The sequence below is a fragment of the Phormidium sp. CCY1219 genome (genome assembly GCF_055795085.1).
Window position 1 is genome coordinate 15,600 of the sequence record NZ_JAYFEQ010000860.1, and the last position, 25,331, is coordinate 40,930.

22 protein-coding genes are annotated in these 25,331 nt (G+C 49.1%); 6 read left to right on the plus strand and 16 right to left on the minus strand.

The window, feature by feature from the left end; all coding sequences use genetic code 11:
* Positions 1-4 precede the first annotated feature (4 nt).
* The 3 genes from AC0QH1_RS28045 to AC0QH1_RS28055 all read left to right on the plus strand — a co-directional run bounded on the left by AC0QH1_RS28045 (position 5) and on the right by AC0QH1_RS28055 (position 3,897).
* A complete protein-coding gene (locus AC0QH1_RS28045; protein WP_324634739.1) occupies positions 5-1,480 on the plus strand; it encodes an MBOAT family O-acyltransferase in 1,476 nt (491 codons plus the stop codon).
* On the plus strand, positions 1,480-2,643 hold the full coding sequence (locus AC0QH1_RS28050; RefSeq protein ID WP_324634740.1) for a hypothetical protein: 1,164 nt from the start codon (positions 1,480-1,482) through the stop codon (positions 2,641-2,643). The genes AC0QH1_RS28045 and AC0QH1_RS28050 overlap by 1 nt, the downstream gene beginning before the upstream one ends.
* 69 nt (positions 2,644-2,712) lie before the next feature.
* Positions 2,713-3,897, plus strand: a complete 1,185-nt coding sequence (locus AC0QH1_RS28055) for a hypothetical protein (protein ID WP_324634741.1) — start codon at positions 2,713-2,715, stop codon at positions 3,895-3,897.
* A gap of 4 nt (positions 3,898-3,901) precedes the next feature.
* On the opposite strand, the gene AC0QH1_RS28060 is transcribed toward AC0QH1_RS28055, so the two are convergent.
* The 8 genes from AC0QH1_RS28060 to gloA form a co-directional block, all read right to left on the minus strand.
* A complete protein-coding gene (locus tag AC0QH1_RS28060) occupies positions 3,902-4,840 on the minus strand; it encodes a sialate O-acetylesterase (RefSeq protein ID WP_324634742.1) in 939 nt (312 codons plus the stop codon).
* 87 nt (positions 4,841-4,927) lie between these two features.
* Positions 4,928-5,896, minus strand: coding sequence for a glycosyltransferase (locus tag AC0QH1_RS28065; RefSeq protein ID WP_324634743.1), 969 nt, complete (start codon positions 5,894-5,896; stop codon positions 4,928-4,930).
* A gap of 36 nt (positions 5,897-5,932) precedes the next feature.
* Positions 5,933-6,925 (minus strand): glycosyltransferase, encoded by a 993-nt coding sequence (locus AC0QH1_RS28070; protein WP_324634744.1) that lies wholly within the window; start codon positions 6,923-6,925, stop codon positions 5,933-5,935.
* A gap of 129 nt (positions 6,926-7,054) precedes the next feature.
* Positions 7,055-8,005: a hormogonium polysaccharide biosynthesis glycosyltransferase HpsE gene (hpsE, locus tag AC0QH1_RS28075; RefSeq protein WP_324634745.1), complete on the minus strand. Its 951-nt coding sequence runs from the start codon at positions 8,003-8,005 to the stop codon at positions 7,055-7,057.
* Positions 8,006-8,231: 226 nt separating this feature from the next.
* A complete protein-coding gene (locus tag AC0QH1_RS28080; RefSeq protein WP_324634746.1) occupies positions 8,232-9,110 on the minus strand; it encodes a sulfotransferase in 879 nt (292 codons plus the stop codon).
* Between the two features lie 114 nt (positions 9,111-9,224).
* The gene (gene hpsE, locus AC0QH1_RS28085) at positions 9,225-10,232 is read right to left on the minus strand and encodes a hormogonium polysaccharide biosynthesis glycosyltransferase HpsE (RefSeq protein WP_324634747.1); all 1,008 of its coding nucleotides are present in this window, start codon (positions 10,230-10,232) and stop codon (positions 9,225-9,227) included.
* Between the two features lie 55 nt (positions 10,233-10,287).
* Positions 10,288-13,080: an ATP-dependent chaperone ClpB gene (clpB, locus tag AC0QH1_RS28090; RefSeq protein WP_324634748.1), complete on the minus strand. Its 2,793-nt coding sequence runs from the start codon at positions 13,078-13,080 to the stop codon at positions 10,288-10,290.
* Positions 13,081-13,360: 280 nt separating this feature from the next.
* Positions 13,361-13,792: a lactoylglutathione lyase gene (gloA, locus tag AC0QH1_RS28095; RefSeq protein WP_324634749.1), complete on the minus strand. Its 432-nt coding sequence runs from the start codon at positions 13,790-13,792 to the stop codon at positions 13,361-13,363.
* 434 nt (positions 13,793-14,226) lie between these two features.
* Between gloA and eno the strand changes: the two genes are divergently transcribed.
* Positions 14,227-15,528 (plus strand): phosphopyruvate hydratase, encoded by a 1,302-nt coding sequence (eno, locus tag AC0QH1_RS28100; protein ID WP_324634750.1) that lies wholly within the window; start codon positions 14,227-14,229, stop codon positions 15,526-15,528.
* A 98-nt stretch (positions 15,529-15,626) separates the two neighbouring features.
* On the opposite strand, the gene argC is transcribed toward eno, so the two are convergent.
* The 3 genes from argC to AC0QH1_RS28115 all read right to left on the minus strand — a co-directional run bounded on the left by argC (position 15,627) and on the right by AC0QH1_RS28115 (position 18,789).
* The gene (argC, locus tag AC0QH1_RS28105; RefSeq protein ID WP_324634751.1) at positions 15,627-16,682 is read right to left on the minus strand and encodes an N-acetyl-gamma-glutamyl-phosphate reductase; all 1,056 of its coding nucleotides are present in this window, start codon (positions 16,680-16,682) and stop codon (positions 15,627-15,629) included.
* Positions 16,683-16,984: 302 nt separating this feature from the next.
* Complete coding sequence (locus tag AC0QH1_RS28110) at positions 16,985-17,689, minus strand: ABC transporter ATP-binding protein (RefSeq protein WP_324634752.1); 705 nt, start codon at positions 17,687-17,689, stop codon at positions 16,985-16,987.
* Entirely contained in the window at positions 17,686-18,789 is a 1,104-nt protein-coding gene (locus AC0QH1_RS28115) for an ABC transporter permease (protein WP_324634753.1), read from the minus strand. Before AC0QH1_RS28115 ends, AC0QH1_RS28110 begins: the two co-directional genes overlap by 4 nt.
* 366 nt (positions 18,790-19,155) lie before the next feature.
* Between AC0QH1_RS28115 and ribBA the strand changes: the two genes are divergently transcribed.
* Positions 19,156-20,862: a bifunctional 3,4-dihydroxy-2-butanone-4-phosphate synthase/GTP cyclohydrolase II gene (gene ribBA, locus AC0QH1_RS28120; protein ID WP_442957372.1), complete on the plus strand. Its 1,707-nt coding sequence runs from the start codon at positions 19,156-19,158 to the stop codon at positions 20,860-20,862.
* A gap of 97 nt (positions 20,863-20,959) precedes the next feature.
* Here the strand turns inward: ribBA and AC0QH1_RS28125 are convergent, their stop codons facing one another.
* Positions 20,960-22,696, minus strand: coding sequence for a class I SAM-dependent methyltransferase (locus AC0QH1_RS28125; RefSeq protein WP_324634754.1), 1,737 nt, complete (start codon positions 22,694-22,696; stop codon positions 20,960-20,962).
* A gap of 431 nt (positions 22,697-23,127) precedes the next feature.
* Here AC0QH1_RS28125 and AC0QH1_RS28130 point away from each other — a divergent pair, with 431 nt between their 5' ends.
* The gene (locus AC0QH1_RS28130; protein ID WP_324634755.1) at positions 23,128-23,550 is read left to right on the plus strand and encodes a nuclease A inhibitor family protein; all 423 of its coding nucleotides are present in this window, start codon (positions 23,128-23,130) and stop codon (positions 23,548-23,550) included.
* Between the two features lie 115 nt (positions 23,551-23,665).
* Here the strand turns inward: AC0QH1_RS28130 and AC0QH1_RS28135 are convergent, their stop codons facing one another.
* The 4 genes from AC0QH1_RS28135 to AC0QH1_RS28150 all read right to left on the minus strand — a co-directional run bounded on the left by AC0QH1_RS28135 (position 23,666) and on the right by AC0QH1_RS28150 (position 25,265).
* A complete protein-coding gene (locus AC0QH1_RS28135) occupies positions 23,666-24,421 on the minus strand; it encodes an amidohydrolase family protein (RefSeq protein WP_324634756.1) in 756 nt (251 codons plus the stop codon).
* 120 nt (positions 24,422-24,541) lie between these two features.
* Complete coding sequence (locus tag AC0QH1_RS28140; RefSeq protein ID WP_324634757.1) at positions 24,542-24,784, minus strand: hypothetical protein; 243 nt, start codon at positions 24,782-24,784, stop codon at positions 24,542-24,544.
* Positions 24,785-24,849: 65 nt separating this feature from the next.
* Positions 24,850-24,987 carry a hypothetical protein gene (locus AC0QH1_RS28145; protein WP_324634758.1) on the minus strand — a complete coding sequence of 46 codons (138 nt, stop codon included), beginning with the start codon at positions 24,985-24,987 and terminating at the stop codon, positions 24,850-24,852.
* Between the two features lie 77 nt (positions 24,988-25,064).
* Complete coding sequence (locus tag AC0QH1_RS28150; protein ID WP_324634759.1) at positions 25,065-25,265, minus strand: hypothetical protein; 201 nt, start codon at positions 25,263-25,265, stop codon at positions 25,065-25,067.
* Between the last annotated feature and the right edge of the window lie 66 nt (positions 25,266-25,331).

Here is a 25,331-nt window from a genome sequence, read left to right on the forward strand (position 1 = left end):
GTAAATGTTATTTAATTCTTACGTTTTTATTTTTGGCTTTCTGCCGATTGCGGTACTTGTCTATTTCGTGCTGGGCAAGTTCCGGTTAATTAAATTGGCGATTATCTGGATGGCGATCGCCTCTTTGTTTTTTTACGCCTACTGGAAAATTTCCTATCTTCCTTTGCTGCTTTTATCCATTGCCGGAAATTATTTATTAGGCAAACAGCTAGACAAGGCGAAGCCAAACAGCACCCAGGCGAAAGGGATACTGATTGCTGGCATTAGTTTTAATTTGGGACTGTTAGGCTATTACAAATATGCCGAATTTTTCATCACCTCGGTAAACCAGGTTTTTCAGAGTCAGTTTCCCAGTCCCGAGATTGTTTTACCCCTGGCCATTTCATTTTACACCTTCACCCAGATTGCTTACCTGGTAGATGCCTATCGGGGAGAGACGAAAGACTCGAACTACGATTTTCCCACTTATACCTTATTCGTTTCGTTTTTTCCGCAGTTAATTGCCGGCCCCATCCTGCGTCACGACGAACTGATTCCGCAGTTTCGCCAACTGAAAAATTTCATCTTTTCTTATCAGAATTTGGCGATGGGTGTCACGCTTTTTATCCTGGGACTCTCGAAGAAAGTGTTAATTGCGGATAATCTCTCCCCCTGGGTGGCCCAGGTATTCGCTCATACTGAGGCGGTGACGTTTCTCGAAGCTTGGGTGGGGGCATTGAGCTATACTTTACAGCTTTATTTTGATTTTTCGGGCTATTCTGATATGGCGATCGGTCTGGGGTGGATGATGAATATTAAACTGCCCATTAATTTTAATTCTCCCTATAAAGCCCTTTCGATAACCGATTTTTGGCGGCGGTGGCATATTACCCTCTCTGCGTTTCTGCGCGATTATTTGTACATTCCCTTGGGTGGCAACCGACGCGGCGAAATTCGCCGATATGCTAATCTTTTTATTACCATGTTATTAGGAGGACTCTGGCACGGTGCGGGCTGGACCTATGTGCTGTGGGGCGGCATGCATGGGGTATTGTTGACGATAAACCACGGATGGCGCAGGTTGGGCATTCCTTTACCCAAAATCTTCGGGTGGATGATGACCTTTCTCGCCGTCGTCGCGAGTTGGGTGTTGTTTCGCGCCACTAGCTTGTATGAGGGTCTAGAAATGTTGCAGGCAATGATGGGGATGAAAGGCATTATATTACCGAATATTTATGAAGGTGTCCTCGGTGGGTTAAAAGTTTTTGGCGTGCAGTTTCAGGAATGGGGAGGGTTTAGTTACCTACCGCCTTTGCGCGGACAACAAAGTTTTATTGTATTGGTCGGATTGTTATTAGGGGTGGTTTTTTTACCGAATACCCAGGAAATTATGCAAGGGTTCAAACCGCGCTGGTGGATGGCATTTGGGGTGAGTAGTCTGGCGGTTTTCTGTTTGCTGTCCCTCAATCGCGTGTCCGAGTTTCTTTACTTCCAGTTTTAATGATGAAGAATTACCGTCGATATAGTACCTTTTTGCTCGCCTTTTTCTGCGCTAAATCTTTGGCGCTTGGATTGTTTAATGTTGTTGTGGATCCCTATGAAGTCCTCGGCATGCCAAAAGTAGAAAACTTTAACCAGTTTAAACCCGTCCTGGCCACTCATGTGAGGTTATTTAAAGCAATGGCAATTACTCGCAGCCAATACGATTTTATTTTCTTAGGTTCCTCTAGAACTGAGTTAGGATTAGATCCCACTCATCCGGTTTTGGCAAATAGCGGGTCTGGATACAATCTAGCCCTTTCTGGCCCGAATATGTATGAGGTGCTGCGCTATTTCCAACATGCTCTCAACAATCAGCCTCAAATCACTCAAGTGGTGCTGGGTATTGATTTTTTTATGTTTAACCAGGTGCGAAAAAACAGACCCGATTTTAGTGATGCCAGGTTAGAGCGCCAAAGCTTAACCTTAGAAGAAACCTTGGGAGTTGGCTTTTCTTTGGATGCTTTAGACTCTAGCTATCAAACCATTTCAAGTAATTTAAAATCTCCAAATAAGCCTGATTCTTACCATTCAAATGGCCGACGTAATTTACAATACCAGATTAATCACTTCCTTCCCCAATCCCGGTTAAAAAGTTTTCGTTTCAGTCTGCAAGAATATTTAAAAGACAGGGAGCTTTATGGAGAATATTACTTGTCAATGGAGTATTTAAAAGACTTAAATAAATTGGTGGAAATATGCCAAGAAAAGAATATAGATTTAAAAATTTTTATCTCTCCTTCACATGCGACTCAATGGGAAGCCATTCGCGAAGCTGGATTGTGGCCTCTGTTTGAGCAATGGAAGGGCGAAGTCGTCCAAATAACACCTGTATGGGATTTTTCTGGCTATAATAGCATCACAACAGAACCCATCTCCAACCCGATGAAATATTACGTTGATAGCTCTCACTATCGCCCGCAAGTCGGTCATCTGGTACTCAATCGCATGTTTCAATTTCAGGAAGAAAATGTCCCGAGCGATTTTGGCATATTTCTAACCCGAGATACACTAGAAGATTCCCTGGAAAGGATTCGGACAAATCGGGAGTTATGGGTGAGTAAAACTAATGACTATAGAACCCTGAATTTAGATGAAGTTTGGGGAATATATTCTCAAAAATAATGGGTTATACTACGATTTGGGTAAAAATTAGTTGGAATAAATTAATGCCAATCGAAATTAATTACATGCATGCTGAAAAAAACGAAATCAATGGATATGTATCGTCGATATGCTGGTTTTGTACTGGCTTTTGTATTCTGCCAGTCATTAGGAGTTGTTTTATTTAATATTTTGGTAGATCCCTATGGGGTAATGAATGCGCCGAGAGTGGCAGGATTTAACCATATTAAAGCCGAAATTAACCAACAGGTTCGACGATTCAAGGCGCTTGAAGTTATCCGCATCCAACCCCAGACGGTTTTGCTGGGTTCTTCTAGAACTGAGTTTGGTTTAGACCCCGATCGCCTCGCGTTGCAAGGTAATCCCCCAGCTTACAATCTGGGACTTCCGGCGGCAAATATGTATGAAGTCCGCCGCTATTTGGAACATGCGATCGCCAATCAGTCCAATTTAAAAACGGCGGCGATCGGACTGGATTTATTGATGTTTAACCAGTTTACGGAAAATACGCCGGATTTTCTAGAAGCTAGACTCGAAACTAATCATTTAGTCTGGCAAGATATTCTCGATTCTACTTTTTCTATCGATGCTTTAATTGCTAGCGCAAAAACCATTAAAAGAAGTTTGAGTTATCCAAACGAAACGGTGGGGTTTTATTATAAAGATGGCCAAAAAAATGCTCAGTTCTACCGCAAGGCTATCTATGGCGAACAAAGCACTAAAGCTATTATCGCCCAAGGATTGAAATATGGGGTTTTTCAACCCGTAGACCGAGACCGCATCTATCAAGTTTCCCTGCGATATCTTCAAGAATTGCAAACTGTGGTGAAACTGTGCGAAGAACATGAAATAGACTGTAGATTCTTTATTTCTCCCTCTCATGCGATTCAATGGGAGGCCATTCGCGCGGTGGAGGGTTGGAATGCTTTTGAAAGGTGGAAGCGAGAAGTGGTAAAAATTTTACCCGTTTGGGATTTTTCGGGGTACAATAGCATCACTACCGAACCCTTGAACGGGAATCTGAAAAATTATTGGGATAATTCCCATTATAAACAAAAAGTAGGGGATATGGTACTCAGTCGGATTTTTGGCGATGAGTCAGAAAAAGTCCCCGATGATTTTGGGGTACTCATCACCCCGGAAAATATCGAATCCCATCTGGCAAAAATACGGCGCGATCGCGAAGCTTGGGCAAAAGAAAATCCAGAGACGGTTAAATTTGTGGAGAACTTAAAACCTTCAGCAAAGGATTGAGCTATCAGGGGGCATTTCTTTCACTAAATGCTTGAGGAGAATCTGAGGTTAAATTCAACCAAGCGTTCGCAAAACGAGTTCCGAGGTCAATAATTCCCGCAGAATCAAAGTGCAGTAAGTCATTGTGGAGGGACAGATTTTGGGTTTCCACCGCTACGGTATTTGGGATGCTTTGCTGCACATTCCACTGGGCAGATCGCACCGTATCCCCACAACAATTTACGCTACCATTGGGTTTTTCATGCTCGTTGCCAAAATGAACCATGCCGTAGATAAATGGCAGATTTGGCCGATCGTAGTCTTCGCGAAGGGTTTGGATGAAGTGGGTTAAGTTCGCTTCATAGTCTTTCGCCCAGGTTTCTACACTAGCATCCGACTCGCCTTGCATCCAGAAGAACCCGGCAATTTCTACAATGTAGCCGCGCGCCTTCAGGTCGGCGATCGCCTTCGAGACCCGCTCTTTCATGCGAGGGTAAAGGGTATTTTTTGGATTGCCCCCTGCATCCTCTCTCGGATCCCATTGCGTGGCCAGGCTCGTGCCGTTTCGAGAATATTTTACCATAGCCACTCGTTCGTTCAAAGCCTTGGCGAGGGTTAACCCGAGAGAAATTTCCGGCCCAAACCCGACTTTATTTTTCACTTTATGACTGTGTTCGGGATGGTAATCTTCAAACGGCGGAACGGGAATGGAGAGGTCGGCACTCAGCACCGGTTCCGTTGGCGCTTTCAGCGGCTCCCACTCTTGGTTTTGATTGTACCACAACACCGGAGGCTGAGATTTTTGCAGGCGATCGGGCAACTGGCTGAGGTTGGACTGATATCCCACCATATTGGATTGCCCTGCTAAGATAAACAGCCTAATAAACAAAGCTTCCGAAGCCGTCATAGAAAAGAGTAAAACCCCTGAAATCAATCCGACTACTGCATTTTGCTTGAAATTCATAAAAAGGGGACGGAGGTCAATCATCGAGGGGAACTTTTCCCGGTCAATTCCCCCTCTTCATCTTTTCTATTATACCCGATTGTGCCTTTAAGTTTGCTTCAAATTTTCCGAAATTGCTTTAACTTTCTTAATCCATCCTCGCACCTGTTGCGGCGGCAAAAAAAGACCCGCGATAATTTTGAAAAATACGATAGACATCAGTCGGTTTTGTCGCCGCAACACAGCCGGCTCGTTAATCGCCACATTCCAAAAGCATCGAGCAGCCGTGAGGTTTTCTTGGCGAGAGGGATTGCCTTCTAGCGCCCGAAAGGTCAGGTATTGATAGAAGTTAGCGATGCTGGGCTTTTTGAGGGGCTGTAACGACTCAGGAGCCTCAGCAAAAGCCCGTTGCAGCACTTTCAATCCCTGGGCTTCCATTTTAGCAATATTGGCCGAATTTGAATCCGCTGACATCCGGTATAAAATTTGGGGTCGAGGTACGGCAACAAACCGATATCGGGCTGCCAATCGCAACCACATATCCCAATCTTCAGCCGGTGGCAGGGATTCGTCAAAGCCTCCAACCTCGGTTAAAGCCCCCCGCTGAATTAAAGGATTGGAGCCGTTTTCAATAAAATTTTTGAATAATAGCTTGGCATACACATCTCCATTCATCGTGATGTGACTCCCGGGACAGAGAAATTGATTGTGTTCGTCGATATAATCAGTCCAGCTATAAGCGACGGCGGCTTGGGGATTGTCTTGCAAGGCTTTGAATTGTGCTTCTAGCTTGTCGGCGGTCCAGAGGTCATCGGCATCGAGAAATGAAATATACTCCCCTTTTGCCTGGGCGATTCCTCGATTCCGACTTGCCGCTACTCCAGCATTCGGATATGAAAAAACTTGAATTCTGGGGTCTTTAAGGGTGGACAAAATGCTTAATGTAGAATCAGTCGAACCATCGTTGATTATGATGAGTTGTACGTCTGTAAAGCTTTGGCTAAACACTGAATTTACCGTTTGTTTGATGGTTTTTTCGCCATTAAAAACCGGGATAATGACCGAAATCAGTGGCATAATAAAATAGGAACTATTTTGAAAAGGGGGTGAAAATTATAGGGGGGATGGATTGTACCGCAAGTAGCCCAGTAAGGTAATGGGATCGAGATATTTTTGGAACTTGACAAGCAGTGTTTTTGCCAGGGAAGGAGGTAGTAGAGAGATGATGCCCACTCGCAATACTATTTTAGCGATCGCTTTTTTTTGCAGCAGGGAGGGGTCATTTTTGATGGCTTGTCCGAGAAATCGAAGTGCCGCGATCGCATTACCGACTTCTGGATTTCCTTGAAGTGCTTTAAAGGTCAGATATTTGTAAAGATTTCCCAGACTATGGGGCTTGAGGTGCTGTAAAGATTCAGGGGCTTGACCATAGGCGCGATCGAGCAGTTGCAAACAGCCCGATTCCAGCTTAAAAACATTCGCGGACACCGAACGAGGGGAGATGCGATACAATACTTGCGATCGCTCTACGGTGACAAACTGATAGCGTGCCGCTAATCGCAAATAAAAATCCCAATCCTGTCCGGCGCAAAGTGACTCATCAAACCCACCTACTTCCAACACGGCTTGTCGTCGAATCAAAGGATTAGAACCATTTTCCAAAATATCCGCCATTAACAGTTTTTCATACAGGTTTCCATTGGCCGTCAAATGACCGCCACGACGCAAAAATTGGTTTGATTCATCAATACAATCACACCAGCTATAGGCGACATCTGCTTGAGGATTAGCTTCTAATGCTTTTAATTGCGCTTCTAACTTATCCTCAGTCCACAAGTCATCTGCATCTAAAAACGCAATAAATTCTCCCACCGAATGAGAAACCCCGCGATTTCGACTCGCTGAACCCCCCGCATTGGGGTAAGAAAACACCTGAACCCGGGGGTCTTCAATCTGGGACACAATTTCTAACGTTGAATCTTCCGACCCGTCATTAATGACAATGACTTCAAAATCGGAAACCGTTTGCTTTAAAACCGAATCGATGGTTTCTGCAATTGTTTTTTCTGCATTATAAGCGGGAATAATAACTGAAATCATCGGCATGGCTTAAACTGTTTGTTAATTCAAGGAGTAGCGATCGACCTTTTCCCTGGCAATGACTCCACTGATTTTATTATTTCTTTTAATTTCCTAAAATCATTTCGATAAATTAATCGGCTTGCCGTTAGTTTATCATCGCATTTGCATCGTTCTTTTAATATAAAAAAAAGGACTCATTAAACTCCCCCAATAAAATGCCATCTCAAACGCCGGAATCAGTTCGGTTTCTACGCGACCTCGGTAGTGGAGCCAATGGCGCATCACTCGCCGCAGGTTTCCCAGCAAAGTCCTCAACCAAATCAAGGGCTTTTGCCAAGTTTTAGCATTAATCATGCGAAGCTGACAAGTGGCTAAGCCAATCCCCCGGGCGAGAGGCAGTAAATACTCTCTTTCCAGCCGGCTGCGGGGGATCCGATGCTCGATATGCATGGCGGGATTGTACCAAATTTCCCATCCCGCTTTGTGCATGTAAAGCAGAACCTCATAATCTTCGCCGGCTACCGCCGCTTTTCCCACTCGACCCTGCAACGCGAGGCGACTGGGAACGCTCTGTACCCAAGCTTGCTTGCGAACCACTAACCCAGCACCGGGAGGAAGTCGTAAATTTTCGGGTTCAAACTGAAAGGGAGTCGGACCATGTTCGCGAATGGCTAAAAAGGCTTCGATTTGTTTAAAATTCTCTGGCGGTGCCGCTTCAAAACTGGCGTGAATTTGGCCGCTGATGGCACCCGCTTTGGGATAGTCCTTCACAAACGAGCAAGCCGCTGCCACCCAGTCTGATGCAGCTAAGTTATCATCGTCGAGGAAGCCAATCCAACTGCCCTGGGCTTCTGCAATGGCGCGTTGGCGAGCAAATGCCAAACCCTGCTGCGCTTCAAAACAATACCGCAGGGGATAAGGGTGAGGCCAGTTGTCTTGTAACAGTTGCACAACTTTGGCCGTGTCGTCCGTGCTGTTGTTGTCAATCACCAAGACTTCCCAGGCAATCTCTTCCGTGCCCCTTTGCTGTTGTAGTTTTTCCAAAACTTGGGGTAAGCGGCTCGCCCCATTATAGGTTGGAATCGCCACGGTAAAATCTAACATATTTATCAATTTCAGATAATTTGCTTCGGATTACATGATAGGAGATTACCAATTCCTTGCCCAGAAAAATATTCCCAGGCGCTTTTCCTCATTTCCCTAAGCAAGCTTGTCAATTATTTGGCCGATTTTGGGCAGGTGGAGCCTCGGGTTTGATTGCCCGTGGAGCCTGGGAACGAGTCACAGGAGTTAGAGGAGTCAGACGAGCCAAACAAGTTATTCTTGGATTTTATAATTCCGGATAGCATTGCAAGCCGAAAGGCCGAGCAAATTCGAGAACGCGATCGATTTGCTTGGGTTCGAGCTGATTTTTCCACTTCTGTGGCTCTTGTGAAGTTATCCTTTGCGGTACGTAAGGTTGAGTGCTGTGTTTGGTTGTAGATTGCTGTAATCGCCGTTCGGTTTGGCTCGTCCAAGGCAAATCTAAGCGTTTGAATAAGTTTTGATATTCTCCTAACGGATCCTGACACAAGCTTTCATGCTTGACCCAGATCCAATCGGAATGTTTCTGCTGTTGTTGAAGCATCACATAATAGGTTGCCCCCCAAAAAACACCGATTTTTTCCCAAAATCCTTCTGCTTTGTTTAACTGTTCTTCAAAGGGGTATAAATAGTCATTCATCAGCTTTGGTTGCTCTATCACCTTCTCGAGGGACTTTCCAAATTGGCCATAAAGCCGAAACCAACTATAAGCAAAAGCACAGGGGTGCCGCATCACTAGGATGGCAACGGGATTGAAGTGTTGGTCAATCCAATCCAAAGCCAAATAAGAATGAACGTCTTTCACCATCACCCGCCCGGGCCACCAAGGCAGTATTTTGTAAACAGGAGAGCGCTTGTAGGTAACGCAATCTCGAGGACTGTGTCCGGAAAAGGCTTGCCGGCACAACCGATAAAATGCGGGATTTTTATCGTCTGCACGCATATATTGGAGAGCGTGGGGCACGGCTTCTGGAACGTTGATGGCGTTAAACGGTTCGTGTAAATGCTTTATTCCGGGGGTCGTGTTCAAGATAGAAGCCAGCCACGTCGTTCCAGTCCTGGGCAAACCGACGATGTAAATAGGAGGCTTGGATGCTGTGGTGATGCCCGTTAATAACCCAACCATTCTTTTGTCTTTCCAAGAGGGGTGAAATTACTCGATAAAATATTGGGGAATTTGGACGATTAAATCGCTGATTTTACCGCTGTTTTGAATTAAAATTTACAGAGGTCTGTATTTTCACAAATGACTCTCGATTGCAGGGTGGGTTTGACTTTCCCGTTCTTGACTTAACTGGTTTTGATTCAAATACCCATTTTGCCACAAATAAAAAAAACTGGTGAAGCTGGCCACCAACAATTCCAGTTCGCAAGCCGCCACCAAGTCGGTCTGTACCTCCCTGCGGTATTTTAGCCAATGCCGAATGATTTTGTGCAGATCGCTGACCATAAACGCCACCACCGCCAGGGGTCTGAATCGGGGTTGAATTCTCACCATGCGAGTCACGTGACGACTCCACCCAATCCCTCGGAAAAACGGAATTAAATACTCCCTTTGCAAACGCTGCCGGGGTATTTTATGTTTAATCTGCATCCGTGGGTTGTACCAAATTTCCCAGCCGGCCTGTTGAATGTAAGCCAGCACCTCTAAATCTTCTCCTGTTACCATACTTCCCGGCACCCTGCCATTGAGGATACAGCGGCGGGGAACGCTTTCGCGCCAGGCGCGCGATCGCACCACTAACCCTGCCGAGGGCGGCAAAACTCTGTGCCTTGGTTCGTAGGGCAAGGGGGCGTCGCCGCGCTGGGTAATGGCTAAATAGGGTAAAATCCGCTCAAAATTCGGGGGCAGTGGTGCTTCAAACTCCCCTTGGATTTGACTGCCGTAGGCACCCACCTGGGGATGAGCCATGCCGAAGTTGTATGCTGCTGCCACCCAGTCTGGTGCCGGGATATTGTCATCATCGAGAAACCCGATTAACGGACTTTGGGCTTCCTGCACTGCCCGTTTGCGAGCGAAACCTGCTCCCTGTTGCTCTTCAAAGCAATACTTCAGCGCCGGGGCATTGGGCCACTTTTCTTGAAGCGATCGAACCACTTGTGCGGTGCGATCGCTGCTGTTATTGTCAACCACCAGGATTTCCCAGGAAAAATGAGCGGCATTCACCTGAGATTCGAGCGCCTCTAAAACCTCAGGGACGCGCTTTTCTCCATTGTAAGTACAAATGGCTACGGTTAAATCCACCATAAAACAATGCTCCCCGATCGCGAAATCACTGCATATTTAAGACCCTCGACCCGGACTAAATTTCCTCGCTTTTCACTTCGATCGCGGGCGTTTCTGCGGTCCTAGGTGATGGTTGCACCTCGGAGTGCTGCAAGGGTTTAGCAGAAGGAGCCTCTCCCGTGGTTGAAGAGGAATTCCCTACCGGGTTTACCGGCGCGGAAGGCGGTTGGTTGTCAAACCTCAATCCTTCCTTGGATCGATGGATATAAATCGTATCTCCAGCTACAAACTTGCCCTCTAACAACAGAGTTGCAATGGGATTTTCCAGCTCGCGCTGGATAGCCCGCTTGAGGGGTCTGGCCCCATACACCGGATCGTACCCCACTTCGGTCAAATAATTGCGCGCCCCCTCCATCAATTTGAGAGAAATTTTCTGTTCGGCGAGACGCTCACAGAGGCGCTCGATTTGAATCCCCACAATTTCGCCCAATTCCGCGCGAGTCAGGGCGTGGAACAGAATAATCTCATCCACACGATTGAGAAACTCAGGACGGAAATGATTTCTGAGGGCATTCATCACCCGTTTGTGCATTTCTTCATATCGGGAATCATCCCCAGCCACATCGAGGATGTGGTCGCTACCGATATTGCTCGTCATCACGATCGCGGTATTTCTAAAATCCACCACCCGACCTTGAGAATCGGTTATCCGCCCATCATCGAGCACTTGCAGCAAAATATTAAACACATCCGGGTGCGCCTTTTCCACTTCATCGAATAACACCACAGAATAAGGATTGCGCCGCACCACCTCCGAGAGCTGACCGCCTTCATCGTAGCCCACATATCCGGGGGGAGCACCGACCAGCCGGGACACGGAGTGCTTCTCCATATATTCCGACATATCCAAACGGACAATCGAATCTTCCGTGTCGAACAGCACCTCAGCCAAAGCGCGGGCGAGTTCGGTTTTCCCGACTCCAGTCGGCCCCATAAACAGGAACGAACCCATCGGGCGGCTGGGGTCTTTCATGCCGGCGCGGGCGCGACGAATTGCGGCGGAGACGGCGCTAACCGCTTCTTCCTGCCCGATGACCCGCTTGTGCAGATAAGATTCCATTTTCAGGAGTTTTTGCCGTTCCGATTCCAGGAGTCGGTTGAGAGGAATCCCGGTCCATTTGGCGACGATTTCGGCGATGTCGGCGTCGGTGACTTGCTCGCGCAGGAGAGTAGAACCGCTAGCTTGCAGTTTCAGCAGTTCGGCTTCTTTCGCTTCGCGATCGCGCTGCAGGACTTCCAGTTTCCCATACTTCAACTGAGCGGCTCGATTCAAATCATAATTGCGCTCTGCCTTTTCAATTTCCACGCGCAACCCATCTTCCTGCTCTTTAAGCGCATTAATCGACTTTAACAGCTCTTTTTCCATCTCCCACTGCTTGCTGAGCTGCTGCTGCTTCGCCGTCAGGGTGGCGATTTCTTCATTAATCCGCTCTAAGCGCTCTTGGGAGGCACCATAAGCACTGCTTCTAGCCGCCACAACCCCGGATTTTTCACCTTCCAGGGAGAGTTTTTCCATTTCCAACTGCATGACGCGCCGATCGCAGGCTTCTAATTCCGTCGGTTTGGAGGTTATCTCCATTTTCAACTTAGCGGCGGCTTCATCTACCAGGTCGATCGCCTTATCGGGCAAGAAGCGATCGCTGATATACCGATTGGACAAACTTGCCGCCGCCACCAATGCCGCATCGAGAATTTTCACCCCGTGATGGACTTCGTAGCGCTCTTTGAGTCCGCGCAGAATCGAAATCGTATCCTCTACCGTAGGTTGCGAGACGATCACCTGTTGGAATCGCCGTTCCAACGCTGCATCTTTTTCGATGTATTTGCGATACTCGTCGATGGTACTCGCCCCGATGCAACGCAATTCGCCTCGGGCTAACATGGGTTTGAGCAGGTTGCCGGCATCCATCGTTCCCTGGCCGGCCCCGGTTCCCACCACAGTATGCAGTTCGTCGATAAACAGGACGATTTGGCCGGCGGATTGGGTGACTTCGCGCAAAACGGCACGCAGGCGGGCTTCAAATTCGCCTCGGAATTTTGCTCCGGCGATTAAGCTGCCCATGTCCAGGGAAATCAGTTGGCGATTTTTCAGGGATTCGGGAACATCGCCGTTGACGATGCGTTGGGCGAGGGCTTCGGCGATCGCGGTTTTGCCCACGCCAGGTTCGCCAATTAACACTGGATTGTTTTTGGTGCGCCGCGAGAGGACTTGGATCACGCGACGAATTTCTTCATCGCGTCCGATTACTGGGTCGAGTTTGCCTTGTTTGGCTTGTTCGGTTAAATCGCGCCCGTATTTTTCCAGGGCTTCGTATTCGGTTTCGGGGCTTTGGTCTTTGACTTTGGCCGATCCGCGCACTTCTTTGACGGCGGCTTCGATTTGTTGGAATTCGAAGGGGCTGCGCGGATCTTTGGTGGCGGCTTTCAGGGCGCGACGACCGACGCGATCGTCTTCGCCGAGGGCGAGAATGAGATGTTCGACGGAGATGTAGTTGTCGTCGAAGCTTTGCCTTGCGGCTTCGGCTTTGTCTAATAGCAGGTCGAGTCCGCGCCCGAGGTACAGTTGGCTGGTGTTGGCCACTTTGGCTTGACGTCCGGCAAAGCCTGAGAGTTGTTGCAGGAGTTTCTCGGGCAGGATGCCGGCGCGGGTCAGGATGCGGTGGCCGAGTCCTTCGGGTTGTTCGAGTAGGGCGATCGCTAAATGTTCGACTTCGAGTTGCTGATGTTGGTAGCGTCGGGCAACATCTTGGGATTTGACGATGGCTTCCCAAGTTTTATCGGTAAACTTGCTGGCGTCCGTAGGCTGCATCTTTTACGCTTTCCGTGCCTCCAATGTTGGTGCTGATCGCAGAGTTTAGTCTATCTCCTAAATCTATTTTAAATCGTCACTTGAAAGACAGACCGACTAATGGATATCCCGCATCCCTGTGGCCAGGGTCTTTGTATGAGGTTTACCTCAGTTCTGGGGTTCTCGTGGGTGTGGGAAGCAGGGGGTCGCGGGGCTTTGAAGCGATCGCCAATTTATGCAATTTAAAGGCAAAGCCTCAATTTTGCCGTTCCCAGGGGGAACCTGGGAACGAGGGGAAGGGTTATTTGCTGGCCCCCACGGCTTCGGCTTTCTCCTGGGCTGAACCTTGGGTGCCGAGTTGAATCAGTTCGATTTTATAACCGTCGGGGTCTTTGACAAAGGCAATCACGGTGGATCCGTGTTTCATCGGACCGGGTTCGCGGGTGACAATCCCGCCTTTGGCTTTGATTTGCTCGCAGGTGCCGTAAATGTCATCTACGCCTAGGGCAATATGACCGAATCCATCGCCGAGGTCGTAGCTATCCGTTCCCCAGTTGTAGGTTAGTTCGATAACTGTATGGTCGGATTCGTCGCCATAACCCACGAAGGCGAGGGTAAATTCACCCCCCGGATAATCTTTCTGGCGCAGTAATTTCATGCCGAGGACGTTGCAGTAAAAGTCGAGGGATTTTTCTAGGTTGCCGACTCGCAACATCGTGTGTAGCATTCGCATGGGCTTTCTCCAAGTTTCCTGACTTTTCCTTATTCTATCGGGGGTTTGATTTTGAGGCAGATCTGACCGGGTATTCTGGCATTAAGATACATCTAATTTGCATGATTTTTGATTTATTTTTCTGAGGCATGTTTCAGAAAAACCCAGAGGGGCAGAACTCAGAGGCAGGCGATCGCGAAATCTTAACTTTTTCTAAAAAGCAATTTAAAGATATAGGGATTGAACGATAGTCCTGGGGTGGCGATCGCAGTGGGGGGCGATCGAAGCGTCACGGGGATCGATAAACATTCTTAAATCTAATGCCCGATCCGGGAGTGGCGCTGTATCTTAAACCTGGAAGACCTTTCTCGGGTGTGGCTGACAAGGCTGGGAGAATCCAGCGTCAATGTCTGGCCGATTTCCATCTGAAGTGTCTGAAGTTCAGGGAAAACAAAATGACCAACGAAATCGATACCGCAATTGAAATGATTAAAGCCCGCGAAATTCTCGACTCTCGCGGACGCCCCACCATCGAAGCGGAAGTTTATCTGTTAAATGGGGCGATGGGACTGGCGCAGGTGCCCAGTGGTGCCTCCACCGGGACGTTTGAAGCCCACGAATTGCGCGATGGGGATAAGAACCGCTACAGCGGCAAAGGAGTCTTGAAGGCGGTTGAGAATGTAGAAAACAAAATTGCGCCGAATCTATACGAACTCGACGCGATTAACCAAGTGCAGATCGACCGTCAGATGATCGAGTTGGACGGTTCGGGGAACAAGTCCAATTTAGGGGCAAATGCGATTTTAGGCGTGTCTTTGGCGACAGCGAAGGCGGCGGCGAATGCCCTGGAAATTTCCCTTTATCGCTATTTGGGCGGACCGTTGGCCAATTTGCTGCCGGTGCCGTTTATGAATGTGATTAATGGCGGTGCCCATGCGGCGAATAATGTGGACTTTCAGGAGTTTATGATCGTACCGTTGGGGGCCTCTTCGTTTAAAGAGGCCCTGCGCTGGGGGGCGGAAGTCTTTGCCTCTCTGAGCAAGGTACTCGCCGATAAAGGGTTGCTGAGTGGGGTTGGCGATGAGGGGGGTTATGCCCCGAATTTGAAGTCGAATCAGGAGGCGTTGGATATTCTGATTTCGGCGATCGAGAAGGCGGGTTACAAACCTGGAGAACAGGTGGCCCTGGCGATGGATGTGGCGGCGAGTGAGTTTTACAAAGATGGCAAGTATTTGTATGAAGGGGGCACTCACGAACCGTCGGAGTTAATCGATTATTTGGGGAATTTGGTCAGTCAATACCCGATCGTGTCGATTGAGGATGGTTTGCATGAGGAAGATTGGCAAAATTGGCAGTTGCTGACGCAGAAGTTAGGCGATCGCGTGCAGTTGGTGGGGGATGACTTGTTCGTGACCAATCCGACTCGTTTGGAAAAGGGAATCGAGATGAGTGCGGGGAATGCCATTTTGATTAAACTCAATCAAATTGGCTCTCTGACGGAAACCTTGGAAACCATTGATATGGCGACGCGCAATGGGTTCTGTTCGATGATTTCCCACCGGTCTGGGGAAACGGAGGATACCACGATCGCGGATTTGGCGGTGGCGACTCGGGCGGGTCAAATTAAAACCGGTTCTCTGTGTCGCAGCGAACGGGTGGCGAAGTACAATCGCTTGTTGCGGATTGAGGATGAGTTGGGCGATCGCGCGGTGTATGCCGGTGCGGTGGGTTTAGGTCCGAAGTGCTGCTCTAAGTAATTCGATAATTCAGCGATTGAAAAACCCGCACCCGCAAGGGGTGGAGGGAGATGAGTACAGCCCGCCCAGGCGGGCTGTTTTTTTGGATGGAGGGGAGTTTAAGGATAAAAGCCGAGTTCGGGCAATCCGAGGGTTTCTTCCCAATCCATCATCAAATTGAGACATTGCATGGCTTGGCCGGCTTGTCCTTTGAGCAGGTTATCGATCGCGGAGACGACGATGGCGCGATCGGTGCGCTGGTCGATTTCGACGCCGAGGTAGCACATATTACTGCCCATCGCCCATTTGGTTTGCGGATAAACCCCTGCCGGCAGGACTTTCACCCAGGGACAATTGCGATAAAAGGCGGTGTAAATGGTTACTAAATCTTCGCGGACTAAGCCGGGATCGCGCAAGGTGGCATACACGGTGGATAAGATACCGCGCACCATTGGCATCAGGTGGGGGGTGAATTGCACCAGAATTTCATGTCCGGCTAATTCGCTACAGATGGCTTCGATTTCTGGGGTATGGCGGTGTCCCGCTACGCCGTAGGCGGCGACGGAGTTATCCGCTTCGGCGAGGAGGAGGTTGGTTTTGGCTTTGCGTCCCGCCCCGGAAATGCCGGATTTGGCGTCGATGATGGCGCTGTTGGGGACGACCATACCTTGTTTGAGTAGGGGGGCAAGAGCGAGTAAGCTGGCGGTGGGATAGCAACCGGGACAGCCGACGAGTTGCGCTTCTTTGATGCGATCGCGGTACAGTTCGGGCAAGCCATACACTGCAGTGGCGGCGATCGCGCTGTCTTGCCGGTCTCCCCCATACCAGGTTTGATAGGTTTGCAAGTTGGCAAACCGATAGTCTGCGGAGAGATCGAGGACTTTGCATCCTTTTTCCAGCAATTGGGGAGCCATCTGGTGGGCTAGCCCGTTGGGTAAAGATAAAAATACCACTTGACAGCGATCGGCGATCGTGTCGAGTTCCACGGGTTCGATGGTTAAGTCGGTGGCTTGTCCTAAATGCGGATAAAGGTCGGAAAAGGGTTTCCCCGCACTGCTTTCCCCGCCTAAATAAACTAGCTCTAATTTTGGATGATCTCTAATCAGGCGCACAAGCTGCACTCCACCATAGCCTGACGCCCCAACAATACCCACCCGCAGGGTGTCTTCACCCATAATTTTTCTCCTATGAGTTAACTTCAATCGAGTTGTTGCTGCATTTTAGTACCAAATGGGAAAGTTCGTGGTAGAAATCCCTACAGGTTAGACCGGGTAAGGAAGAGAACCCCCGATCCTGGGGGAGTGTCCCCGACGGTGAGGGGGGGATGACTCTCATGGTGGGTAGAGTGGCAGGGGTCAGAGGCTCTATGCTGGTGGTGTGGCAGAAAATCTAGGGTTGAAACAATTTGGCGATCGCCCTAAATATTGAGTCGCTGTCTGTCACAGTGACGCAAAAAAAAGCTGAATTGTGGCGGCGGTTAGGCGTGGGGCGGGCGGAGGCTGAGATGTCCGTCTTCCATGTGCAAGATGCGATCGGCGTAGTGTTCGATGCGGCGATCGTGACTGACGATCGCCACCGCTTTCTTCCGTTCTTTTGCCACGGTTGCTAACAACTCAATCACTGCTTGTCCGCTATGATAATCCAAACTCCCCGTCGGTTCGTCGGCAAGCAATAAAGGCGGATCGTTGGCTAAGGCGCGGGCAATGGCAACTCGCTGTTTTTCGCCGCCGCTTAATGCTTTGGGAAAAAAATGAGCGCGGCGATCGATATTCAATTCCTCTAGCAACAGTTGAGCGCGGCGGCGCACTCCAGCACCCGATCGCCCCGCTAAATTAAAAATGATTTCCACATTTTCTACCACGGTCAAAAACTCCAGCAACCGAAAGGTCTGAAAAATAAACCCCACATTTTTTAACCGGAATTCGCTCAATTTATCTTGACTCAACCGCGTCACTTCTTGCTGCAAAATTCTCAAAGACCCGGATGAGGGTTTCGTCATGCAGCCCAATAACGAAAGCAAGCTGGTTTTACCGCTGCCATTCGGCCCGCTGATAATCACCAATTCTCCGGCTTTTATCTCTAAGCTAACATCCACCACCGCCTGCACCGGATTGGGGGTTTTTTCGCCATAGATTTTATCCAAATTTTGGGCGTGCAACACCCGATATTGTGGCGTATTCATGCGCGAAACACTTCTCCTGGATAAATATTTCTTAAGGTGCGAAGGGATGCCCAAGCCCCCAGGATACCGATCGCCAAAGAACCGATAAACACTACCGTAGCATCTTGCCACACAAATACCATCAGAAGGGCGGGAATTATGGTACTGAGAATTGGGGATAACATCAAGTCTACAGTTAGCCCTAAAGTAAATCCCGCAACCGAGGCAATAATCGACTGTTTTAAGACCAGTTTCACTAAAAAATTCTGGTTAGCCCCCACCGCTTTTAACATCGCATAGTCTTCTCTTTTTTCTAACACAGCAGTGTACATCATTAACACGATAACCGTTGCGCCGGTGATGCTGCCAAAAATTACAATTGTCCAGAGAATGGGCAACACGCCGATTTCCATTTCGGCAACGTTGTTTTGCGCCAATTCTGCGGAAGGGGTAAACAACAAGTCGGGGAAAGTGTCTCGCAAGTCTTCGAGAACCGACTGGTAATTTTCTGGCTCTAACTGCAAGAGGAAAAAGCTTCTCACCTCGGACAAGCCGAGTAATTCGCTGACATCATTGAGGGTAGCAAACGCAAACTGACCGACAATTAAATTGGTGCCTTCGCTGATGCCCGCTACGCGAAAAGAGCGTCCTTGAATCTGTAACGATTCGCCAAGTTCTAAGTTGTGGGTAGCGGCGAAGGCGTTATCTAAAATAATTTCACCGGTGCGGAGGTTAGCCGTGCCCGATATAATTTTGGGTGCGCCGATTTGGGTTTGAATGTCGAAGCCAAAAATAAAGAGGGTGACGGTTTCCGAGTCGAATTCGGCGGGGGCAATGGTTCGCAAAATGCCGTTAACGCTTTGGACGCCGGGAACTTGACGGAGGCGATCGCCGATAGGAACGGGTACAAATGAAGAGGTTTTAATCAAATTAGTGGAGTTGCGCTGACTGACCCAAACTTGGGCGGGAATTTGAAGTACGTAGGTTTTCGCGCCGGATTTTACCCCTTCATAAACGGCGAGCAAAAAAAGCATCAGCATGACGGTAAAGCCAATCCCGATCGCGGTAATGGCAAACCGTCCTTTTGCTTCTACTATCATCCGCCAAGCCACTGGAACCATCAAGTTTACCCCGGTTTTTTTTTAGCAGTTAATTATAACATAAAGTTTGCTAATTTTTACAGTAATTTTCTAGCAAACCGAGAAAGGAATGGGGGTAGAAAGAGGAGAAAAGGAGAAGGGAAATCGCCGGCGGGGTGGGTGAGGGGGGAGTCGGTATTACCGGGAACCGAGGGAAAAAGAGAGCAGATTGAGAAATTTTGCGGATTGACTTTTCAGGGAAATTATGCTGGAGCAAGCAGAAAGGCGGGGCGCGGCGGTGAGAAGAGAGGGAGTTGCGGCCAATCCCTGTATGGAGACAGTAAAAAGGCTAAAATTAAAAACAGATATCCTTAACAAACATTATCGTTTACGCGAAAGAACTTCTCTGTGGAATTGCCAGAAAACGCCGGACAACAACCGTTTAAGTTTGATTCTATTGAAGCTGCCTTGGCAGAGATCGAGGCGGGACACCCGATTATTGTGGTGGATGATGAGAACCGCGAAAACGAAGGCGACCTGATTTGCGCGGCTCAGTTTGTGACGCCGGAGATTATCAATTTTATGGCGGTCAATGGCCGAGGATTGATTTGTCTGGCGATGAAGGGCGATCGCCTGGACGAACTCGAGCTGCCTTTGATGGTGATCGACAATACCGAAACCAATCAGACTGCCTTCACCGTCAGCATTGATGCTGCACCCCACCACGGCGTCACCACCGGAATTTCTGCCGAGGACCGATCGCGCACGATTCAGGTTGCCATTCATCCGGAAAGCAAACCCAAGGATCTGCGTCGTCCCGGCCATATTTTTCCGATTCGGGCGAAGGAAGGAGGGGTCCTCAAACGCGCCGGACATACGGAAGCTGCTGTGGATCTCAGCCGCATGGCCGGATTATATCCGGCGGGGGTGATTTGCGAAATCCAAAACCCCGATGGTTCGATGGCGCGCTTGCCGGAATTAATCGAATACGCTAAAAAATACAATCTGAAAATTATCAGCATTGCGGATTTAATCAGCTATCGCCTGCAAAACGAGCGCTTTGTGGTGCGCGAAACCGTCGCCGCATTACCCACGGAATTTGGCCAATTCCAGATTTACGCTTATCGCAATATCTTGGATGACAAAGAGCATGTGGCGATCGTCAAGGGAGACTTGGCGGGGTTTAAAGAGAATCCAGTCATGGTGCGGGTGCATTCGGAATGCTTGACGGGGGATGCGTTGGGATCCCTGCGCTGTGACTGTCGCATGCAGCTACAGGCGGCGCTGAAAATGATCGAAAATTTCGGCCAAGGGGTGGTGGTTTACCTGCGCCAAGAAGGGCGGGGAATTGGTTTGATTAATAAGCTGAAGGCTTATTCGCTACAGGATATGGGGTTGGATACGGTAGAGGCAAATGAGCGTCTGGGGTTTCCGGCGGACCTTCGCAACTATGGCGTGGGGGCGCAGATTCTCAACGATTTGGGGGTGAAGAAAATTCGCTTGATTACCAACAATCCGCGCAAAATTGCCGGGTTGAAAGGGTATGGGTTGGAGATGGTCGATCGCGTACCGTTGTTAATCGAGGCTAACCCGTACAATTGCACCTATCTCGCAACTAAGGCGGAAAAACTGGGTCACATGCTGTTGCAAACCTATCTGGTGACGGTGGCGATTCACTGGCAAGAACTGGATCCGGATGTGACGCCGCCAACCCAGATGAAACAATGGTACGAGCATTTGGAAAAAATTCGCGATCTGGCGGATGAATACCATTTGCTGGTCCAAGAGGAAAAGCGCCCGGTGACGATCGCTCTGTTTGGCAAACCTCAGCTAACCTTTCATTTGGGGTTCGACCAAGCTCATTTGGCGACGCCCGATTGGTACGAACATTCGGAACATCCTTACGTGCAGGCGATCGGGAAAATCCTCGATAAACTCGCCCAGTGGCCCGATATCTATCGCATGGAATTTCTCATCTCTACTGGGGTCGATCCCTTGACTCATTTGGGGGTCCAGCTCAAACGTCAAAGTTTTGCCCTCTCTCAACTGCCTTCCGAAGTCTGTTCCGAGTTGGAAACTCAGACGATTTATTGCTTTACGGCGGATGAGCAATAAGGTTGCGCCGTGGGTTTTCAATTCCCTACTCGGATCCGGGCGATCGCTCGGATCCTTTCCCCTTCTCCGGGGATTTTTTTCCAGAAAAACCCCGGATTTATGGCGCGATTTTTTCTAGAAAAATTTGCCGCTCTCCCCGTTCGATGATTTGGATTTTATCTTCAAATACCGTTAAAAACGCATCGATGCCTCGCCCGGTATTCCATTGGGGATGGTCGGCAAATTTAAAATTATAATCGTCGAAAATCATCACGCCGCCTTGTTTGAGCAGTCCCCAACTTAATACCGCATCTTGCAGCACGTCGCTGGCAAAATGAGACCCATCGATGTAAATAATATGGTAGGCATTTAACGGGAGCGATCGCAACAATTCTTGCGAATTCCCCACCCGCTTTTTCACTTTCTGCGCTGCGCCACTTTTCTCGATATTCCCATCAAACCGCTCTTCTACGCTTTCTCGCGCGGTTTGGTCTTGTTTCTTCTTCTCCACCACCCCTTCAAAATTATCAATGCAGGTGATTCTCGCCGTTTCGTGGGTGAGAAGATTATCGAGCAACCAGCAACTTGCCATGCCTTCAAAACAGCCAATTTCCAATACATTTAAGTTTGGCACATGGGCAAATCGCTTTAATTGCTCCTCCCAAATGGGCATGACAATGGTAAAACAATCGGCGCTCACGGAATACCCTTTTGCGGCAAATTGTTTCATGTAGGGTAAGGTAGCCAATCTGAAGCGCGCTTCTTCTCGATCTACTTGAAGTTCTAGGGCTTTTTGAAAGTACCCCTCGGATTCGGCGATCGCTTCTGGTTTTGAGGCGAAGATGCCATCATAATACAAAGCGAGGGCTAAGTGATAATAGGAATCGGCTTCATGGGGTTGCAGGGAAAGAAGCGATCGCGCAATTTTGGCCATCCGTTCGTATTGCGCTGCTTTCCAGTTTCTCCGTAACGCTTTATGATAAATCGTCAGCAGAATCTCGCGGGCTTTTGGCGTATCCATCGCCTCCAAAATCATGCCAGCGGTGTGATAATCCGGTTCGGTAGCGGTGACGTTTTGTAAGTGTTGGGCGGCTTCCCGGCTATTGCCTTGGGAGAATAAAGCCATGCCTAAATTATAGTGAATGCGCGGCACATTGGCATCGAGTTCTAGGGCTTTGTTAAAATGAAAAACCGCTTCGTCAAACTCGCCGATGTTCGAGAGTTGCTGACCTCTAGCGCTGTAGGCGATCGCATATCTTTGGCTGATGGAAAGCACGGTGGCGTCTTGGGGGTGTAACAGATTTTCGGCACAACAAGCGGTAAAAAATGGCAGAGATTTGGCATAAACGCAATTGCCAGATACCAATTTTGCCAATAAGTTAACTAGGCGTGGATTGTTAATATTGTCATACTGTTTGGCGCGCAGTAATTCGATGGCGGCGGATAAAGCCCGGTCCAAGGTAGCGTGAGAAACCTCGAGTTCGGCGTAAAGCCAAATGAGGGCGAGGAGGTTATTAAAATCCGTCGGATCGAGGGTATGAATGCACTGGCGCAAGGGTAAAGCGCTGTCCCAATCGCCAAGGGTTTCGCGCCCGGTGGTATATTGAAATAACAGGGCGAGAAGCTGCGATCGCCAAGCTTCATATTGCGCGGCGCTTCCGCCCGAGATGATGCGATTCCAGGTTTCCATCGCTTCGGTGGCTTCGCCAAGCAGCAGTTGTGCCAATCCTAAATACCAATAGTGGGAGATTTCGTTGGGGTTGGTTTGAATGCTGCGCCGATAAAAGGCGATCGCCTCGGGGTAATTCTGGGTTTCCAGATAGTGCAGCCCTTGTTGGGGGTTGGTGTTTTGCATGGGTGTTCGCTTTTCTCCTAGTTCTGTGCGTCGCTGGAAGGGGAAGCTTCTCCCTGGGCGATCGCCGTCTGAGTTTAGCACTTTATTGTTTCCCCGATCGCGCCAGTCATCTCGACTCGCGCCACAGAATGACGGGGGCGGATTGATGAACGCTGTGGGTAGAGGGTCACGGTCCGAAAAAAACTGTCTGTCAATTCTGAGGATCCTCGCAGGCGCGATCGGCTAATCGAAATCCGGCACCCACCGAAGCCACATGAAAAACGCACTATATTTTCCACCGCACTTATGCCCTCAACTCTCTTTATGTGAGACAAAATAGCTCGTCACTAGACCCTGACAATCCCAACCTGACGGCAACTGACCCCGTGATGGAAAGCAAAAAGCGCTTTTTGCTACTATAATAAGTCTTTTGGCTCTAAAATGGGAGAAAAATGATTCCGATCAATACCACTCTGAGAGAAAAGCTTGCCGAATTGACCAATTGCTTATTCTGGATGAGCGAATCTGACTTTCCCTTTCAGGTGATAACTTGGGACACGAACCAGGTGACGCGCGAGCAACTGCTCCAACTAACCTACCACCCGCCAGACGCACCGGTAGAAGTCATCACTGTGGACGAATTTTTTGCCCCTGCATTCTCCGAAAAGGAGTGGTACGGCTTCCACGAAAGGGCAACCCTGCGGAGATATCGGCAATTGCTGACATTTCTGACATACCACCTCAGCGATATCAAAGTCTACCGGGTGGGAAAAAACACCATTTACGTTTATATTCTCGGCATGACTCGAGATGATAATTTAGCCGGGGTCGCCACCAAGGTTCTCGAAACCCTCCCGCAAGCGGCGAAAACGTAGGTATAATAGCGTCGCGAGGGAGTAAATCCGACTCGTTCCCTCCGGGCGATCGCCGGGGAACCACCGGGGGTGAAATGAATCACTTAAAGGGGTGAATCCCGAGGAAAAGTGCCGATTATAACCGATATAGATGCCGCGCATTTCTCTGTAAAATTGCCGTTGCAATGTCTTCAGCTTCGGGAGGGGTTAAATCTAAATCGCCAATCGCGGCTTCTAAACAGTCGGCCAATATTTTTCGCCCCCATTTTGCTGCTAAATAATACAATTTTGGGATAAAATGAGCGTCAGAAGAGTACATAATTTTTGAGGTGGGGGCGAGTTCTAGAAGCATCTGAACCGCATGGCGCATGCCGGCAACGCTGAGATAGGGCACGGCAAGGCCAAAATCGAGATAAACCTGCGGATAAACCGAGGCGAGATAACTGGCTTCGCGGGAGAAAGGATAAGCGGCATGAAGCAAGACAAAAGGGACGGTTTGGAAGCGGGAATCTTCCAGCAAAGGGCGCAGGTGCAGGGGATTGACGCGGCGCAAATCTAAGTCGCGATCGCCAAATCCCGTATGAAATTGCACCGGGAGTTCGTATTGAGCCGCAATTTCCAATCCCTGGGCGATTAAAAAGTCAATGAAGCACTTATCCTGGAGGCGAAAAGATGTTGTTTTGGCAGCGTTTTTGAGCGCATCAAATCGCGGTTTTGCTACCTTTGGGGAGACCGATTCGATTGCTAAATCGGTGCGATATGCGGCAATACTTTTAAATCCGACAACTCCAGGCGGGGGCGGGTCGAGTTCGGCGTGAAATCGCGCTAAAAATGTGGCAAAATCGGCAGGTTCTCGCAAGAGGGTTTCGGCGAGCATTTCCAACTGCAGCAATCGCTTGACGGGGAGAAAGTTTTGGTGTCATTCTAGGGGGAGAATGTCGGTGGGGAGAAATCCGTCATCTAAGAGAATGGTATCGAGTTGGGCGTGGTTAAAGCACACTTCGGTGAGGCGTTATAACCCCAAGCGTTTGCGTTGTGCGAGAATGGCGGATTCGGTGGGGTCGCATTGCAACAGTTGAGCGATATCGCGCAAACTGCGGCGATAGCAGAGGGTATGACGGGCGTGATGGTTGACGATCGCCTTGTGGTGTCCTTCTGTGAAGGCAGAGGGATAGGGAAAACGGGCAAATACCTCCGGTTTGAGGAGGTTGTGGGCCTGTTGGTCGATCGCGGCAATTTGCCAAAGGTCTCTCATGGGTCACACAGTGATACTAAGGGCAACACAGACAAAGGAAACAAGACTAGAAGTCGCGGTGGGGCTTATGATTGTCCGCCGATGTGGAGGAATTGCGATGCAACGATTCGGACAACCGACTTCTGGGTTAGTAGCGATCGCGCTTGCAGCACCTCTTGTTCCAGGTCTAGGTCTTTCATGGCTTCCCATTCGGCGTTTCGCACGGCTAAATAAGCCGTTGCCAGTTCCCTAAGGCATCGAGGAAAATTTTATGTTGTGTGAGAAATGCGATCGCCTCGCCTCAAGAGGTGGGTAACAAATCAATGCCGCGATCGCGGCGTTGTGCCGGTGCCAAATAGCCCGGATCTACCGCTACGGGTTCGCCGGGGAATCCCGCCGCGATCGCGGATCCCAAAGCGAGATAAGGATTCACCGAAGCATCCATTGTTTTTAGCTCGAAATGGGTGGGAGAGGGGGGCGCAGGATTGCTGGGCACTCGCACGGCGGCTTCCCGGTTATCGAACCCCCAAGCGCGATAGGCACCACGATTTTCGTTTGTCGAGTTAGA